The organism is Rhodanobacter sp. B04, assembly GCF_002001125.1.
In the GTDB taxonomy this organism is placed as follows: domain Bacteria; phylum Pseudomonadota; class Gammaproteobacteria; order Xanthomonadales; family Rhodanobacteraceae; genus Rhodanobacter.
The window spans coordinates 104359-120351 of sequence record NZ_MUNV01000007.1 but is presented as its reverse complement, the minus strand read 5'-3'; the positions used below and the strand labels follow the sequence as shown (position 1 = coordinate 120351).

12 protein-coding genes and 1 pseudogene are annotated in these 15993 nt (G+C 66.3%); 10 read left to right on the top strand and 3 right to left on the bottom strand.

Annotated elements, in window-relative coordinates; translation table 11 throughout:
* Window positions 1-44 precede the first annotated feature (44 nt).
* The gene (locus B0E46_RS05250) at window positions 45-1604 is read right to left on the bottom strand and encodes a carbon-nitrogen hydrolase family protein (RefSeq protein WP_077554731.1); all 1560 of its coding nucleotides are present in this window, start codon (window positions 1602-1604) and stop codon (window positions 45-47) included.
* A gap of 92 nt (window positions 1605-1696) precedes the next feature.
* Here B0E46_RS05250 and B0E46_RS05245 point away from each other — a divergent pair, with 92 nt between their 5' ends.
* Together B0E46_RS05245 and B0E46_RS17680 are read left to right on the top strand one after the other, a co-directional pair.
* Complete coding sequence (locus B0E46_RS05245) at window positions 1697-3067, top strand: formimidoylglutamate deiminase (protein WP_077554730.1); 1371 nt, start codon at window positions 1697-1699, stop codon at window positions 3065-3067.
* Between the two features lie 156 nt (window positions 3068-3223).
* Window positions 3224-3370, top strand: a complete 147-nt coding sequence (locus B0E46_RS17680; protein ID WP_168171137.1) for a hypothetical protein — start codon at window positions 3224-3226, stop codon at window positions 3368-3370.
* Between the two features lie 73 nt (window positions 3371-3443).
* Here the strand turns inward: B0E46_RS17680 and B0E46_RS05240 are convergent, their stop codons facing one another.
* On the bottom strand, window positions 3444-3944 hold the full coding sequence (locus B0E46_RS05240; RefSeq protein ID WP_077554729.1) for a Spy/CpxP family protein refolding chaperone: 501 nt from the start codon (window positions 3942-3944) through the stop codon (window positions 3444-3446).
* Window positions 3945-4100: 156 nt separating this feature from the next.
* Between B0E46_RS05240 and B0E46_RS05235 the strand changes: the two genes are divergently transcribed.
* The 4 genes from B0E46_RS05235 to B0E46_RS05220 all read left to right on the top strand — a co-directional run bounded on the left by B0E46_RS05235 (window position 4101) and on the right by B0E46_RS05220 (window position 10362).
* On the top strand, window positions 4101-4787 hold the full coding sequence (locus tag B0E46_RS05235; RefSeq protein ID WP_077554728.1) for a response regulator: 687 nt from the start codon (window positions 4101-4103) through the stop codon (window positions 4785-4787).
* The gene (locus B0E46_RS05230) at window positions 4784-6154 is read left to right on the top strand and encodes a HAMP domain-containing sensor histidine kinase (RefSeq protein WP_077554727.1); all 1371 of its coding nucleotides are present in this window, start codon (window positions 4784-4786) and stop codon (window positions 6152-6154) included. Before B0E46_RS05235 ends, B0E46_RS05230 begins: the two co-directional genes overlap by 4 nt.
* A gap of 88 nt (window positions 6155-6242) precedes the next feature.
* Window positions 6243-7244: a multidrug resistance efflux transporter family protein gene (locus B0E46_RS05225; RefSeq protein WP_077554979.1), complete on the top strand. Its 1002-nt coding sequence runs from the start codon at window positions 6243-6245 to the stop codon at window positions 7242-7244.
* Between the two features lie 100 nt (window positions 7245-7344).
* Window positions 7345-10362, top strand: a complete 3018-nt coding sequence (locus B0E46_RS05220) for a glycoside hydrolase domain-containing protein (RefSeq protein ID WP_139350434.1) — start codon at window positions 7345-7347, stop codon at window positions 10360-10362.
* A gap of 114 nt (window positions 10363-10476) precedes the next feature.
* Here B0E46_RS05220 and B0E46_RS05215 read toward each other — a convergent pair whose 3' ends face one another.
* On the bottom strand, window positions 10477-11691 hold the full coding sequence (locus tag B0E46_RS05215; protein WP_077554725.1) for an alginate export family protein: 1215 nt from the start codon (window positions 11689-11691) through the stop codon (window positions 10477-10479).
* 378 nt (window positions 11692-12069) lie between these two features.
* Between B0E46_RS05215 and B0E46_RS05210 the strand changes: the two genes are divergently transcribed.
* The 4 genes and pseudogenes from B0E46_RS05210 to B0E46_RS05195 all read left to right on the top strand — a co-directional run.
* Window positions 12070-13068, top strand: a complete 999-nt coding sequence (locus tag B0E46_RS05210) for a sulfate ABC transporter substrate-binding protein (RefSeq protein WP_077554724.1) — start codon at window positions 12070-12072, stop codon at window positions 13066-13068.
* Window positions 13069-13075: 7 nt separating this feature from the next.
* Complete coding sequence (gene cysT, locus B0E46_RS05205) at window positions 13076-13900, top strand: sulfate ABC transporter permease subunit CysT (protein ID WP_139350433.1); 825 nt, start codon at window positions 13076-13078, stop codon at window positions 13898-13900.
* Window positions 13897-14754 carry a sulfate ABC transporter permease subunit CysW gene (cysW, locus tag B0E46_RS05200; RefSeq protein ID WP_077554722.1) on the top strand — a complete coding sequence of 286 codons (858 nt, stop codon included), beginning with the start codon at window positions 13897-13899 and terminating at the stop codon, window positions 14752-14754. The genes cysT and cysW overlap by 4 nt, the downstream gene beginning before the upstream one ends.
* A gap of 8 nt (window positions 14755-14762) precedes the next feature.
* Window positions 14763-15791 (top strand): annotated as a pseudogene (locus B0E46_RS05195) (TOBE-like domain-containing protein); the annotation flags it as partial.
* Window positions 15792-15993: the final 202 nt, after the last annotated feature.

The following is a 15993-nucleotide window of genomic DNA, read 5'->3' as shown; positions in this document are numbered from 1 at the left end:
CATTATCGCAGACCCTGCGTCGCGATCGGCAGGCAACGGGTCGACTAACGCGGCCGCCAGCGCGTCTCGTACAGGTCGAAGCGGCGATCCTTCAGGTTCTGCACCGCGCCGGCATTGCGCGCGCGGGCCAGGCTTTCCAGACGCAGGTCGGCGAACAGCACGGTCTCGATGTTCGGCGTCGAATCGGCGGCGATGCCGTCGCGCGCGAACGGGAAGTCGCTGGGGGTGAGGATGCAGCTCTGGCCGTACTGGATGTCGAAATTGTTGACGCCGGGCAGGTTGCCGACGTTGCCGGACAGCACCACGTAGCACTGGTTCTCGATCGCCCGTGCCTGCGAGCAGTAGCGCACGCGCAGGTAACCCTCGCGCACGTCGGTGCAGAACGGCACGAACAGGATCAGCGCGCCCTGGTCGGTGAGGTGACGGGCGACTTCCGGGAATTCGGAGTCGTAGCAGATCATCACGCCGATCGGCCCGCAGTCGGTAAGCACCGTCGCCGCGCTGTCGCCGCCGGTGATGTTCCACACGTTGCGCTCGCTCGGCGTGGGATGCAGCTTCTCGCGCTCGTGGATCGAACCGTCGCGCAGGCACACGTAGCAGACGTTGTGGATGTCGCCGTTCGGTTGCTCGGTCGGGTGCGAGCCGGCGACGATGTTGATGTTGTAGTGCACCGCCAGGTGGCTGAACAGTTCCTTCACCTGCGGCGTGTACTGGCTGAGCTTGCGGATCGTGTCGAACGGCGACAGTTCCTCGTTTTCGATCGACAGCAGCTGCAGCGTGATCAGCTCGGGGAAGGTGACGAAATCGGCGTTGTAGTCGGCGGCGATGTCGGTGAAGTATTCGACCTGGGTGGCGAATTCCTCGAACGACTTGATGCGTCGCTGCTGGTACTGCACCGAAGCCACCCGCACCGAATCGGGCAGGCGCTGGGTCGAGGGGATCGACGGCATGTCCGGATGGTCGAGCAGGCGCGGGTTGCGCCAGACCAGGTGCACGGCATAACCGAGCGAATCGTAGTCGGACGGGACATAGGCGCGCAGCAGCCCGATCGCCTCGAAATCGTTGTTGAGCTGGAAACTCAGGGTCAGATCGCGTCGCTTGCCTTCCACCACCGCCTGCACGTATGCCTCGGCGCTGCCATAGCGCTGCATGTTCTTGGCCAGGCCCGGGATGCGGCCGCCGAACACGATGCCGCGCAGCTTGAGATCGATGCACAGTCGTTTGCGCGCTTCATACAGCCGCTGGCCGATGCGCATGCCGCGATAGTCCGGGTGCACCACCACTTCCATGCCGTACAGCCAGTCGCCGTCGGGCTTGTGGCGCGAACCCATGCCGCCGCCGGTGATCTGCATCCAGGTATGCGGTGCCAGCGCGGTGGCTTCGTCGGTGCGGAAGGTGGCGCAATAGCCCACGACCTTGCCTTCGTACTCGACCACGAACTGGCCTTCGGGAAAGTGCGTCTGCTGGGAGCGCAGCATCTCCGCCGAGTGGCCCCATTCCGCCGTATAGACCCGGGCCGTGAGCTCGGTCAGTGCGGGCACATCGGCGGGATTCGCCTGTCGCAGTAGCAGCTTTGGCGTGTTTTCGCTGGTTTTCCTGGCCATGTTTCGATTATGCATGCTGCGGACGACGGTCACGTGAAGACGATGTCCCGCACCCGGTTACACTGCGCGGCATCAGTTACCGGAGCCATCGCATGAGCGAGATCGCCAGCATCCGCAGTTTCAAGGCCGGCCATTTATGGCATGCCGGGGACTGGCAGGCCGATGCCGTGTTCACGGTGGGTGCGGACGGACGACTGCAGGAGCACGTGCACGGTACCGCCGAACCGATCGGCCGCTGGGTGTTGCCTGGCATGCCGAACCTGCACTCGCATGCGTTCCAGCGTGCGATGGCCGGGCTGGCCGAGCGCAAGGGCAGGGCCGACGACAGTTTCTGGAGCTGGCGCGAGACCATGTACGCGTTCGCCGCCGCGATCGGCCCGGATGCACTCAAGGCGATCGCCGCCCAGCTCTACGTGGAGATGTTGAAGGCGGGCTACACCCAGGTCTGCGAGTTCCACTATCTGCATCACCAACCCGATGGCACGCCCCATGCGCAGCCCGAGGCGATGTCGCTGGCGCTGATCGAGGCCGCCCGCGAAGCGGGCATTGCGCTGACCCTGTTGCCGGTGCTGTACATCAGCGGCGGCTTCGACGGCCGTGCGCTCACTGCGCGCCAGCGCCGCTTCGGCCACGAGGTGGATGCTTATCTGCGCTTGCTGGAGACGTTGCGCCGGCACGAAAGCGCCGACGTGCGCATCGGTGTGGCGCTGCATTCGTTGCGTGCGGTACCCGAGCGCGCGATGCGCGACGTGCTGGCCGATCCCATGCTGCAGGCCTGCCCGATCCACATCCACATCGCCGAGCAGATCGGCGAAGTGCAGGATTGCCTCGCCACGCGCGGCGCGCGACCGGTGGAGTGGCTGTTCGAGCATGCTGCGGTCGATGCGCGCTGGTGCCTGGTGCATGCAACGCATCTGACCGACGCGGAGACCGCGCGGATCGCGCGCAGCGGCGCCGTGGCCGGCCTGTGCCCCACCACCGAGGCGAATCTCGGCGACGGCTTGTTCCCGCTGGCCGACTATCTCGATGCCGGCGGCACGCTCGGCATCGGTTCGGATTCGCACATCTCGATCTCGCCGGTGGAGGAGTTGCGCTGGCTCGAATACGGCCAGCGTCTGCACACGCGCCATCGCAACATCGCGGCGCGACACGAAGGTGACAGTGTCGGCGAGACGCTGTGGCGCGCCACGCTGCATGGCGGCGCGCAGGCTTCCGGTTTGTTCGTTGGCGAGTTGCGTGAGGGTGCGCGTGCGGACCTGATCGTGCTGGACGAAGCCTCGCCCTTGCTGGCCGCGCGCGATGCGCGCTCATTGCTGGACAGTTTCCTGTTTGCCGGCAATACGCCGCTGGTGCGCGACGTGATGGCCGGCGGTCGCTGGCTCGTGCGTGATTTCCGGCATCACGACGAGGAGCGCATAGCCGCGCGTTATCGCAGCGCAGTCATGGCGTTGGCTGCGCGGTGAGCCATCCGGCCCGCAGCGACACGGCCGAAGTGAAGCCGCGCAGCAATTGCTGAATGCGCTTCAAATGAATGCCAGCCATCCACTGCGCTTGGCACCGTCATCGAAGAACAGGAATACGGCGTTCCTGGCGACACGTCCCCATCGAGGAGTGTCCCCATGCGTCGCTTCATGTCTGTGCTGTTGCTTTCCGCCGCCCTGCTGAGCGGCTGCGTCGTGGTGCCGGCGCGCCCGGTTCGTGTCTGGGTGCCGGGTTACTGGGCGGTCGGCCATGTCTGGGTTGGCGGCCACTATCACTATCGGTGATCGCTCACCCGTTCCGCATGATAAAAAAGCTGCGCCAGCCCTGCCGCTGGCGCAGCTTCCTGCCGCTGACTGCTTACGGGGTCGTCGACGAGGCAGCCGAGGAAACCGGGTGCTGGGCCTTGAACTGTTCCCACTGCTGCTTGCGGGCCTGTTGCTGGGCCTGGAAGGTGGCCAGTTGCGCCTTCTGCGACGCGGTCAGCACGGCGTAGACCTGTGCACGGAGGTTGGCGCGCTGTTGCACACGCTGCTGGGCTGCTGCGCCCTCCGCCTGCGCCAGGCTCGCGGCGGCTGCCTGGTAGCCGACCTGATCCGGGGTCATCGACGCGAACGCACTGCGCTGCTGGCGGAGTGCCTGACGCTGCGTCTTGTTCTGGGCAAAGCTGGTCTGCATGATCTGCTTGATGCTGGCGCGCTGGGCATCGGTCAGGTTGAGCTTGCTGAAGGCCATCAACTGGCCGTGCCCCTGGCCGTGATGCCAGCCACCGAACGAGCCGGCGGCCGGAGCGGCGAAAGCGATCGTGGTGGCGGCTACGGCCGAGGCCAGGATCAGGCCGAGTGAAATGCTCTTGCGCATGGGTAGTACCTTTGTCGTCGTGGGGGGAGTGGATGTCTTGCACCCATTAGACGACCGTGCCGTGTGTATGTTCTTTGCCGCAGGGTAAAGATGCGTAAAGAGCTATGGTGTTTACCCGGGCGCCCGCTTTGAATGACTGAAAACCTTCCGGCCACCATGTCCAGAATCCTGATTGTCGATGACGACCGCGCGCTGTGCAGCCTGCTGGCCGAATACCTCCGGCGCGAGGGCTTTGTCGTGGACGTCGCCCATGACGGCGATGCGGCGCTGGCCCAGTTGCGTACCCAGGCATCCAGGCCCGATCTGCTGATCCTCGATGTGATGATGCCCGGTCGCGATGGCCTGGAGACCCTGCGGGACCTGCGGCTGCAGTACCGGTTGCCGGTCATCATGCTTTCCGCGCGCGGCGAGGCGGTGGACCGGGTGATCGGGCTGGAGCTGGGGGCCGACGATTATCTGGCCAAGCCCTGCCTGCCGCGCGAATTGCTGGCGCGCGTGCGTGCGCAGTTGCGGCGGAACACGCCGGCAACGGCAGCTGCGCTGCAGGTAGGCACGCTGCGCCTGCAGCCCGGCGAACGGCGTGCCTACGCCGACGGCAAGGAGCTGTCGCTGACCGGGGCCGAATTCCTGCTGCTGCAGGCGCTCGCCCAGCGTGCCGGCGAACTGGTCGACAAGGCGGTGTTGACGCGCATGGCACTGGGCCGCGAGCTGGAACGCTTCGACCGCAGCGTCGATGTCCACGTGAGCCGGCTGCGCCACAAGTTGATGGAGGCATCGGCGCAGGCGCCGCGGATCGAGTCGGTGCGCGGTGCCGGCTACGTGCTGGTCGTGGCCGAGTCATGAACCCGTTCCGGAGCTCACTGTACTGGCGCGTGCTGATCTGGTTCTGTGTGGCCAACCTGCTGGTGCTTCTGCTGGGCGGCCTGTTGACGCGCGGCTTCATCGAGTACACCACGGCCAGGGAGATCAACTGGGTGCTGCTGGCCCAGGGGGCCGACCAGGCCTACGAAAGCGGCGGCGCGGCGGCGCTGGAGGATTGGTCCGTGCAACAGCGCCAGGAGGGCATCGAGGCCACCCTGTACGAGAAGGGACAGCCGTTGTATCCGATCCGCCTGCACGCATCGGTGGCGAAGTCGCTGCCGGGCTGGCTCGAGGCGAGCCGCGATATCGTCGTGCAGCCATGGCCGGGTATCTACATCGCCGTACAGCAGGTCACCGGCGACGATGGCCAGGTTCGCCAGCTGGTGGCCATGAGCAGGACGCATACGCGATTGCGGCCGCAGACCAGGCAAACCATCCTGCTGAGCATCCAGCTGGTGCTGTCGCTGCTGTGCATCGGACTGCTGGGATGGTGGGTGGCGCGCAGCGTGGCGCGACCGGTCGAGGCGTTGCGCGAGGCGACCCGGCGCATGGCCGCCGGCGAGCTTTCCACCCGGGTCGGCGATCAGGGCGGCATGGCGCACGACGAACTGGCGCAACTCGCGCTCGACTTCGATGCGATGGCCGAACGCATCGAGGCGCTGGTGACGCACGACCGCGCCGTATTGCAGGATCTGTCGCACGAACTGCGCTCGCCGCTGGCGCGATTGCATCTGATCCTCGACCTGGCCCAGCGCAGTGCCAGCGCCACCGATGCGGCGGCTTATTTCACCCAGGCCGAGCAGGAGATCAGCCGGCTGGATCGGATGACCGGCGATATGCTCACGTTGTCGCGCCTGGAAGGCGGCATCCCGGGGATGGAGCGTGAACCGGTGGAGCTGGCCGAACTGGCACAGGCATGCATCGCACAGGCCGAGCTGGCAGCCGATGCGCGCCAGGTGCGGCTGCAATGGACGCCGAGCCAGCCGGTCAGCGTGCTGGGCAGCCGCTTGCTGCTGGAGCGGGCGCTGGACAACCTGATCACCAATGCCATCAAGTTCAGTCCTGCAGGCAGCAGCGTGGAGCTTGCCGTGCAGACTCGTGAGGGTCAGGCGGAGTTGTTCATCCGCGATCGTGGCCCGGGCGTACCCGACGCCGAGCTGGATTCGCTGTTCCGTCCGTTCTTCCGCGGCAGCAATGCCGCGCTCACCGACGGCCATGGCCTGGGCCTGGCCATCGTGCAGCGCGTGGTGCACGTGCATGGCGGCGAGATCCATGCGCATAACCGCGAGGGCGGTGGTCTGGAAGTACGACTGCAATTGCCTTTGGCTCCATCAGCCGAGGGAACGTGACTCACCGGCTCGGCACGGGTCGCATGCTTCGCATTCGATGGCTGATTTGCAACACTGCGGGCCTGCCGTGACCGCCACCGGATTTTTCATGCGCTCGTCTTCGCTTGCCGCCGTGGGCCTGGCGCTGTGTGCAGCACTGTTCTTCACGCTGACCTATGTGCTCAATCGCAGCCTGGTGGCCGGCGGCGGCCATTGGGCGTGGGCGGTGATCCTGCGCTACCTGATCACGCTGCCGCTGCTGGCCATGGTGCTGCCAGTGCAGGGCGGGCTTGGCGGGTTGCCGCGCGAACTGCGCCGGCACCCGCGTGTGTGGCTGCTGTGGAGCAGCGTCGGTTTCGTGCTGTTCGGCATTCCGCTGACCTGGGCGGCGAGCAGCGGGCCGTCGTGGCTGATCGCCGGCAGCTTCCAGACCACCGTCTTGGCTGGTCCGCTGCTGGCGCCGCTGATCTATCGCGACGAGCGGCGTCGACTGGCGTGGCGCACGCTGGCGATCGGTGCGCTGATCGTTGCCGGAGTGTTCGCGCTGCAGTGGGGGCATGCGCACGGCCAGCTGCGCGCGAGTGACTGGCTGGCGATCGGCGCGGTGGTGCTGTCGGCGTTTGCCTATCCGCTGGGCAACCGCAAGCTGCTGCTGCACCTGGAGCATGCTCATGGAGAGCAGGGCCAGAGCCACATCAACGCCGTGCAGCGCGTGTTCGGCATGACCTTGTGCAGCTGGCCGCTGTGGCTGCTGTTCGCGGTCATCGCGTGGTGCACGATCGGGCCGCCGACTTTGCGCGAAGCGTTGCTGGCCGGTGGCGTGGCGCTGTCCTCGGGCACCATCGCCACGGTGCTGTTCTTCCGCGCCACCGACATGGTGCGGCGCGAGCCGACCGCGCTGGCCGCGGTCGAGGCGATGCAGGCGGCCGAACTGCTGTTCGCCACCTTGCTCGGCGTGCTGTTTCTCGGCGAGACGCGGCCACATGGCTATGCGCTGTTCGGCGCGCTGGCGATCATCGTCGGCATCGCGCTGTTCGGCTGGGTCAGTGGGCGCGGTGCGGCGGGGAACGATGAGGCGGTGCGCGCGTTGCGCAGCGACCGCAGCGCCTGAAAATCTTCAATTCATTTCAATTGCATTCGTTTCCTTGCGAATTTGGATCAACCAAGCTACATATCGGTTTCGATCACGACTGCAAGAGTTTCCGCCAGCCATGAACAAACGACGATTCCCACGCCTGTCAGCACCTGGCTTGCTGGCGTGCGCGCTGCTGGGCGCAAGCACCGCGCCGTGGGCGCAGCCGCAGACCTTCAGCGCCAACGCGAGCCTGCGCTGGGACGCGGATCGCCATGGCAATCATCGCTACCTCGTGCAGGTCGACAAGCCGGCCGAGGCGGTGCACGTCGTCATCCCCTGGCGTCGCCGCGATGCCCATCCGGAACAGGTGGCAGTCATCGTCACCGCACCCGACGGCAGTGCGGTTGCCAACGTGCTGCGCGGCACGATCGACCAGGCCTCCGGCGAACTGGTGTTCGCGGCGAAGCAGGCCGGCACCTACGCGGTCTACTACCAGCCCTATCTCAGCAACGGCCGCAGCAATTACCCGACCGTGACCTATCTGGCGCCGAAGGACAGCGCCGATCCGGCCTGGGCGCACAAGTTCGCTGCGGCCGCATGGCCGCGCCTGCCGCAGGCGCAGGTGCTGCGCTACGAGGCGGTCGATGCGTTCGACGCCTATACCGAGATGGAGCGCACCGCCACGCCGCAGGAGCGGCAGCAGTTGCTGGCGGCGAATCCGCAGGCATCGTTGCTGCTGTTTCCGGAGACGCGCGCGTATCCGGTGCGCATGTTCGACCGGATTCCCGAGCGCTGGGCCGTGCGTGGCGCCGGCGGCGGGTTCAGCGACAGCGCGTTGCGTGGCGAATACCTGAGCATTCAGGTGGGGCTGTGGGCACCGCACATGGCCGTGAGCGACGTGCATGTGGCGACGGCCGACCTGCACGGTCCGGATGGTGCAGTCATTCCCGCGAGTGCCTTGACCTGCTTCAACCGCGGTGGCGTCGACTACGCCGGCCAGGCGTTCACCACCCGTGTGGATGTGGCGCAGGGGCGCGTGCAGCCGCTGTGGCTGGGGCTGGATATTCCGGTCGATGCGAAGCCGGGCGTGTATCGCGGCGAGCTGACGATCAGTGCCGATGGCGTGCCGGCGCAAAAGCTGCCGCTGGTGATTACGGTGGGCACGGGCCACGCGGTCGCGCATGGCGACGACGATCCGACCAAGCTCACCCGCCTGCGCTGGCTCGACTCGCGACTGGCGCAGGACAATACCTTGGTCAAGCCGTTTACCGCGGTGACGGTACGCGGTGCGCAACTTGGCATCCTGGGTCGCCAGGTGCAGCTGGCCGCCAGCGGCTTGCCGCTGCAGATCGAGAGCCGCTTCGACGAACGCATGACCGGTTTTGCCAAGCAGCCACGCAACCTGCTCGCCGCGCCGATGCAGCTGCTGGTGCAGGACGCCAGCGGCACGCATGCCATGACCGCCCACGGCGTGCCGAACGTGCAGCGCGACGGCCCGGCCAAGGTGCATTGGCAGGTGACCGGCGATGCGGGCCCGTTGCAGAGCGAGATCACCGCCAGCCTCGAAGCGGACGGCACGCTGACCTATGCGATCGCGCTGACCGCGCGCCAGCCGGTGACGTTGGGCGATATCCGCCTGCAGATGCCGCTGCGCAACGACGTGGCCGACTACGAGCTGGGCCTGGGCCGCACCGGCGACCATGCACCGGCGGACTTCAGCTGGAAATGGAACGTCGAGAACAACCAGGACGGCGCATGGATCGGCGCGGTGAATGCCGGGCTGGAATTCCATCTGCGCGATGAAAACTACCTGCGTCCGCTCAATACCAACTTCTATCACCAGCAACCGCTGCGCATGCCCGCCTCGTGGGACAACGGCGGCCAGGGCGGCATCTCCTTCAAGCGCGATGGCGCGCGCTATCTGGTCAGCGCGTTCAGCGGCCCGCGCACGATGGCGGCAGGACAGACCCTGCGCTACGACGTGGTCATGCGCGTCACCCCGTTCAAGACGATCAAGCCGGCCGAGCATTTCGCCGAACGCTACTTCCACAAATACGACGACCTGGACACGATCAAGGCCGACGGCGCGAACGTGGTCAACATCCATCACGCCACGCCGATCAATCCGTGGATCAACTACCCGTTCCTCGAAGCGGATGCGATGCGCGCGTATGTCGCCGCGGCGCATCGGCGTGGCATGGAAGTGAAGATCTACGACACCATCCGCGAACTGTCCGACCGCGCACCGGAACTGCCGGTGCTCGAATCGCTGGGGCACGAGGTGATCAGCGGCGGCAAGGGCGGCGGCTTCTCCTGGCTGCAGGAGCATCTGGACGGCGACTACATCGCCGCCTGGCACGTGCCGGAAAACCGCGACGCGGCGGTGATCGACGCCGGCCAGAGCCGCTGGCACAACTACTATATCGAAGGGCTGGACTGGCTCGCGCGCAACGTCGGCATCGACGGCCTGTACCTCGACGACGTCGCCTACGACCGCACCACCATGAAACGCGTGCGCAAGGTGCTCGAGGCGCATCGGCCGCATCCGCTGATCGACCTGCACTCGGCCAACCAGTTCAACCCGCGCGACGGCCACATCAACAGCGCGCTGCTGTACATGGAGCTGTTCCCGTACATCGATCGGCTGTGGTTCGGCGAGGAGTTCGACTACGAGAAGACCTCGCCTGGCTACTGGCTCACCGAACTCTCCGGCATCCCCTACGGCCTGATGGGCGAGATGCTGCAGAACGACGGCAACCCCTGGCGCGGCATGCTGTTCGGCATGACCAGCCGGCTCGGTTGGTCCAACGGCAGCGACCCGCGCCCGCTGTGGCAGCTGTGGGACAGCTTCGGCATCGAGCAGGCGCAGATGATCGGCTGGTGGGTGCACGACGCGCCGGTGAAAACCGGTCGCGACGACGTGCTGGCGACCAGCTATGTGCGCCACGGCAAGACGCTGATCGCGCTGGCTTCATGGGCGCCGCAGACGACCGCGGTGAAACTGCAGATCGACTGGAAGGCGCTCGGACTCAAGCCCGGCAAGGCAACCTTGCGGGCTCCGGCGGTGGACGGCTTCCAGCCAGCCGCCGAATTCAAGCCGGGCGATGCGATTCCGGTAGAGCCGGGCAAGGGGTGGTTGCTGCTACTGGATTAACCGGTGCTGCAGACAGCGGATGCCCCGGTGGCCTGATGGCATTTCATCCTGACCATGCCGCAGTCGCCAGGGAGCATGCGGCAACAAGTGTGTCGCTCCAGCCAGGCGGCATGGCTAGATCGCCTGCTTGCCGTAGCGGTATTCCGCCAGCAGCCACAGCTTGCGCTGGTTCACGCTGAAGCTGCCGGCGCGGTAGTCGCCGTACTGCAGCTCCAGGCTCAGGCGGGCGTTGATGTTGGCGCGCAGTCCGGCATCGATCTCGTCGCCGTAGCGCGAGCCGCTGCCGGTCACCGGCTGGAAGTCGTGGTAGGTAACCTGCCAGGTCAGCTTGTGCCAGGGCAGGTCGCCGTAGACACCGCCGTAGCGGTCCAGCAGGCCATGCGGGGGGATGCTGAAGACGCCGACCCAGCCATCGAAGCTGTGGCCCGAACCATAGGCGATGTTGAAGGCGGTGTGGCCGTTGCCGCCGAGCGATTCCTCGCCCAGTCGTGCCGATAGCGCGGGCAGGCCATAGCCGAGTTCGAACAGGTGGTAGGGCAGGCTGAAGCGGTTCGGATTGTTGTCGTAGTTGTTCTGGTGCGCCGCCTCCAGCGTCCAGCTCAACCGGGTGGCGCCGTCCTGCAACGGCACGTTGCCGGTCCAGCGCGCGCCTTCGGTGCGCACGGAGTTGCTGGCCAGGGTCAGGTTCTTGATGAAGTAGCCGTACGCGGTCAGGGTGCCCAGCGGCAGCGCCTGGTCCAGGTGCAGCAGCTTGCCGTCGAGCTTCCAGCGGCGCTGGTGGATGTCGGGGAAGTCCGCGCCCACCGTGCGGTTGACCTGGTCGATCCAGTCGACGCCGAGCGTGGTCGTGTTGCCCAGTTTCAGGTAGCCGGTGACGCCGTCGAAGGACTGCGGATTCTGTCGCCAGGCGTTCGCGCTGAAGAAGCGCTTGTCGTCCAGGTTCAGGTATTGCCGCCCCGCGCGGATGCCGAACACATCGTCCGCATAGCCGATCCAGGCGCTGCTCAGTTCGCTCGAGCGCGGGTCGGGTTCGGCCGGATACGGCGTGCGCCGCCCGGTCGTGTCGTTGTATTGCCGGCCGAACAGGGACCACACCTTCGTGCCTTCCGCATACGCGGCAAGGTGCGGCGTCAGTGCCCAGAGATAACCCAGTTGCAGGCGCAGCGTGTGGGCATGGCCGGTATCGGACAGGTTGTCCTGGTGCAGCGTGCTGTCGCGATAGCGCAGTCCGATGTACGGCGTGCTGACATAGGTGTTTGGGCTGTCGTCGGCGTGAACGGCCTGGGACAGCAGCAGGCTTGCAAGGAGGACGTATTTGAGGCCCGTCATGTAAGTCTCGGCGATGGCTTGGTGGGTGCATCCAGTCTGTGCACAGGCCGGTCGCGAGGAAAAATGAGGCGTTTACATATGGATATGCCAGTGAACGGATTTTTTATGGCGGTTATGGAATTAATTCAGACGCCAAGATGTAAAGACGTCCATATGTAAAATCTTTGTACGTGTCTGTTTCGGTCATCGCCCATCGCCAGGGCGGTATCGATGCGGTGCGAACCAGCGCATTCCTGTCGGCGGTCGCAGTTCGCCAGGCCGGACGCGCACGGCGAGCGCTTGGCGTGCCGCGTGACATAAGCAAATCGCTTTTGGCCATTTCGAGGCCGATTCCGCAATGGCTAGGCTGGCCTTCCCGCTAAGTGGCTGGAGATGGCAATGAAGAGATCACGGGTGATGCTGGCCTTGCTTGGCGCGGTGTTCGCGGCGTCGGTCGCCGCCAGGGACGTCACGCTGCTCAACGTGTCCTACGATCCCACGCGCGAGCTGTATCGGGACATCAACACAGCATTTGCCGCGCAGTGGAAAGCGCAGCACGGCGACACCGTGACGATCCAGATGTCGCATGGCGGATCAGGCAAGCAGGCGCGCTCGGTGGTCGACGGGCTGCCTGCCGATATCGTCACGCTTGCCCTGGCCTATGACATCGACGCGGTGGCCGATCACGGGCTGCTTGCCAGGGATTGGCAGCAGCGCCTGCCGGACCATGCATCGCCGTACACCTCCACCATTGTCTTCCTGGTGCGCAAGGGCAATCCGAAAGGCATCAAGGACTGGCCCGACCTGATCAGGCCGGGTGTGCAGGTGATCACGCCCAATCCGAAGACTTCCGGTGGCGCGCGCTGGAATTTCCTCGCCGCCTGGGGCTATGCGCTGAAGCAGCCCGGCGGCAACGAGGCGAAGGCGAGGGCCTACGTGCAGGCGCTCTACCAGCATGTGCCGGTGCTCGATACCGGCGCGCGCGGCGCCACCAACACCTTCGCGCAGCGAGGCGTCGGCGACGTGCTGGTGGCGTGGGAGAGCGAGGCGTTGCTGGCGCAGCAGGAACTCGGCAAGGACACGTTCGACATCGTCGTGCCCTCGGTCAGCATCCTCGCCGAACCGCCGGTCGCGGTGGTGGACAGCAATGTCGACAAGCACGGCAGCCGCGCCGTGGCCGAGGCGTACGTGAAGTTCCTCTACTCGCCGCAGGCGCAAGCCATCGAGGCGAAGAACTTCTACCGGCCACGCCTGCCGGAGGTGTCGGCCAAATATGCCGCGCAGTTCCCGAAGGTCAACACGTTCACCATCCACGATGTGTTCGGCGGCTGGCGCCAGGCCCAGGCGAAATTCTTTGCCGATGGCGCCATCTTCGACCAGATCGGTCCGGGGCACTGAGGCCGTCATGCGCCGGCGCATCCTGCCTGGCTTCGGGCTCAGCCTCGGATATGCGCTGACGTATCTGGGCCTGATCGTGCTGCTGCCGCTGGCGGCACTGGCGTGGAAGGCGTCGGGCATCGGCATCGGCGGCATGCTGCACCTGCTGGGTTCCCCGCGCACCCTGGCCGCACTCAGGCTCAGCTTCGCCGGCGCCCTGCTTGCCGCCGTGATCAATGCCGGTGTCGGCCTGCTGGTGGCATGGGTACTGGTGCGCTACCGCTTTCCCGGGCGTCGCCTGTTCGATGCCCTGGTCGACCTGCCGTTCGCGCTGCCCACGGCGGTTGCCGGCATCGCGCTGACCGCCTTGTACGCACCCAATGGCTGGCTTGGCCGTTGGCTCACGTCGTGCGGCATCCAGATCGCCTATGCACCCCCCGGCGTGATCCTGGCGATGGTTTTCGTGGGCTTTCCGTTCGTGGTGCGCACGCTGCAACCGGTGCTGGCGTCGCTGGATCGCGATGTCGAGGAGGCCGCCGAAAGCCTGGGCGCCAGCCATCTGCAAACCTTCTTCCGGGTGATCCTGCCGGTGCTGGTGCCGACCCTGCTGACCGGATTCGCGCTGGCGCTGGCCAGGGCGGTCGGTGAATACGGTTCGGTGATCTTCATTGCCGGCAACATTCCCATGCGCTCGGAAATCGCGCCGCTGCTGATCGTGGAGAAGCTTGAGGAATTCGACTATGCCGGTGCCGCCGCGCTGGGCATGGCGATGCTGCTGGCCTCGTTCGCCTTGCTGATCCTGATCTCGCGACTGCAGCGCTGGAGCGGGCGCTGGGCGGAGCGTCCGCAATGAGCCGGCTTAACCGTCAACCGCCGTGGCCGCGCCGGATCGGGCGCGGCCTGCTGGGCCTGCTGGCGATCGGCTTCCTGTCGGTCTTCCTGCTGCTGCCGCTGGCGGTGGTGTTCGTCGAGGCGCTGCGGCAGGGCGCGCATGCCTACCTGTCGAGCATCGGCCAGCACGAAGCGCTGGCGGCGATCCGGCTGACCGTGCTGGTGGCGGCGATTTCCGTGCCGTTGAATGTGCTGTTCGGCGTCGCGGCGGCGTGGCTCATGGCGCGCTTCGAGTTTCGCGGCAAGGCGTTGCTGGGCGCCTTCATCGACTTGCCGTTCTCGGTTTCGCCGGTGATCTCCGGCCTGGTCTATGTGCTGCTGTTCGGCGCGCAGGGCTGGTTCGGGCCGTGGCTGGGCGCACACGACATCAAGATCATTTTCGCCGTGCCAGGCCTGGTGCTGGCGACCATCTTCATCACGCTGCCGTTCGTCGCGCGCGAGCTGATCCCGTTGATGCAGTCGCAGGGCAGCGACGAGGAGGAGGCGGCACGGGTGCTGGGTGCCGGCGGCTGGCAGATGTTCTTCCGGGTGACCCTGCCGAACATCCGCTGGGCACTGTTGTATGGCGTGCTGCTGTGCAATGCCCGTGCGATGGGCGAATTCGGTGCGGTGTCGGTCGTCTCCGGGCATATCCGCGGCCTGACCACGACGATGCCGCTGGAAGTGGAAATGCGCTACAACGAATACGACTACGTCGGCGCCTTCGCCGTGGCGACCCTGCTCGCCTTGCTTGCGCTGCTGACCCTGGCGATCAAGACGCTGCTGGAGTGGCGCTACGGCGACGAGATTGCCGCGCATGCCCCAGGGGGGCATTGAGACTGCCCATGAGCTTGCAACTTTCGCATCTGAGTCGCCGCTTCAGCGGCATCCCCGCACTGGACGATGTCAGTCTCGCCATCGCGCCCGGCGAATTTCTCGCGCTGCTCGGATCATCCGGTTCGGGCAAGACCACCTTGCTGCGCATCCTGGCGGGACTGGATTATCCCGATGCCGGGACGGTGCAACTGGACGGCCGCGATTTTCTGGCGGCTGCTGCGCGCGAGCGCAAGGTCGGTCTGGTATTCCAGCACTACGCGCTGTTCCGCCACCTCACCGTGGCGGAGAACGTGGCCTTCGGGCTGCGCGTCCGGTCGCGCAAGTCGCGCCCTTCGAACGCGGCCATCAACGAGCGCGTCGCGCAACTGCTCAAACGGGTGCAACTGGAGGGCTACGGCCGCCGTTATCCGGCGCAGCTGTCCGGCGGCCAGCGCCAGCGGGTGGCGCTGGCGCGCGCGCTGGCGGTGGAGCCGAGCCTGCTGCTGCTGGACGAGCCCTTCGGCGCGCTGGATGCGCAAGTGCGCGTCACCTTGCGCCGCTGGCTGCGCGAGCTGCATGAGGACCTGAAACTGACCACGGTCTTCGTCACGCACGACCAGGAAGAAGCGCTGGAGCTCGCCGACCGCATCGCGGTCATGAACCACGGCCGCATCGAACAGGTCGGCACGCCCGAGGCCATCTACCAGCAGCCGGCGACACCCTTCGTCTGCGAATTCATCGGCAAGATGAACAAGCTTGCCGTGACTAGTGCGGACGGCCGCCTGAGTGTGGGCGACTGGGTGCTGGATGGGCTTCCCGGGAGCGATCGTCACGCCCAGGTGGTGGCCTATGTCCGCCCGGAACATCTGTCGTTGGGCGTGGCCGAAACCCGGCCTGGATGGACGGCCCGGTTGCGGCATGTCTACCTGGCCGGCAGCGTGGCGCACCTGGAGCTGCATGTTCCCTTGCTCGGCCAGACACTGGAGGCCGACGTGGGCGGCGAAGACGTGGCCCGGCTGGGCCTGCAGGTCGGTGCCGAGCTTCGCGTGGCTCCGCGCAGTGCCGTGGTGTTTGCCTTGGGCGAGTCCGAAGGCAGTCGGCCGTTTGAAGCGCGCTGGTTCTGGCAGGCAGCGGATGCTGTGCCGCCGGCACCCAGGGCAACCGGCGTCTCCTCCATCGGCGAGGGTCGTGCACGTGTGGGGCGTTGCTCCTGATCGGCGTCGACCGGGCGCCATGACTGCTGGCACATGTGAGTGCCTC

Excerpts from the sequence above, each read along its gene's own strand:
- B0E46_RS05250 (WP_077554731.1), bottom strand. The coding sequence starts at position 1,604 with ATGGCCAGGAAAACCAGCGAAAACACGCCAAAGCTGCTACTGCGACAG.
- B0E46_RS05245 (WP_077554730.1), top strand. The coding sequence starts at position 1,697 with ATGAGCGAGATCGCCAGCATCCGCAGTTTCAAGGCCGGCCATTTATGG.
- B0E46_RS17680 (WP_168171137.1), top strand. The coding sequence starts at position 3,224 with ATGCGTCGCTTCATGTCTGTGCTGTTGCTTTCCGCCGCCCTGCTGAGC.
- B0E46_RS05240 (WP_077554729.1), bottom strand. The coding sequence starts at position 3,944 with ATGCGCAAGAGCATTTCACTCGGCCTGATCCTGGCCTCGGCCGTAGCC.
- B0E46_RS05235 (WP_077554728.1), top strand. The coding sequence starts at position 4,101 with ATGTCCAGAATCCTGATTGTCGATGACGACCGCGCGCTGTGCAGCCTG.
- B0E46_RS05230 (WP_077554727.1), top strand. The coding sequence starts at position 4,784 with ATGAACCCGTTCCGGAGCTCACTGTACTGGCGCGTGCTGATCTGGTTC.
- B0E46_RS05225 (WP_077554979.1), top strand. The coding sequence starts at position 6,243 with ATGCGCTCGTCTTCGCTTGCCGCCGTGGGCCTGGCGCTGTGTGCAGCA.
- B0E46_RS05220 (WP_139350434.1), top strand. The coding sequence starts at position 7,345 with ATGAACAAACGACGATTCCCACGCCTGTCAGCACCTGGCTTGCTGGCG.
- B0E46_RS05215 (WP_077554725.1), bottom strand. The coding sequence starts at position 11,691 with ATGACGGGCCTCAAATACGTCCTCCTTGCAAGCCTGCTGCTGTCCCAG.
- B0E46_RS05210 (WP_077554724.1), top strand. The coding sequence starts at position 12,070 with ATGAAGAGATCACGGGTGATGCTGGCCTTGCTTGGCGCGGTGTTCGCG.
- cysT (WP_139350433.1), top strand. The coding sequence starts at position 13,076 with ATGCGCCGGCGCATCCTGCCTGGCTTCGGGCTCAGCCTCGGATATGCG.
- cysW (WP_077554722.1), top strand. The coding sequence starts at position 13,897 with ATGAGCCGGCTTAACCGTCAACCGCCGTGGCCGCGCCGGATCGGGCGC.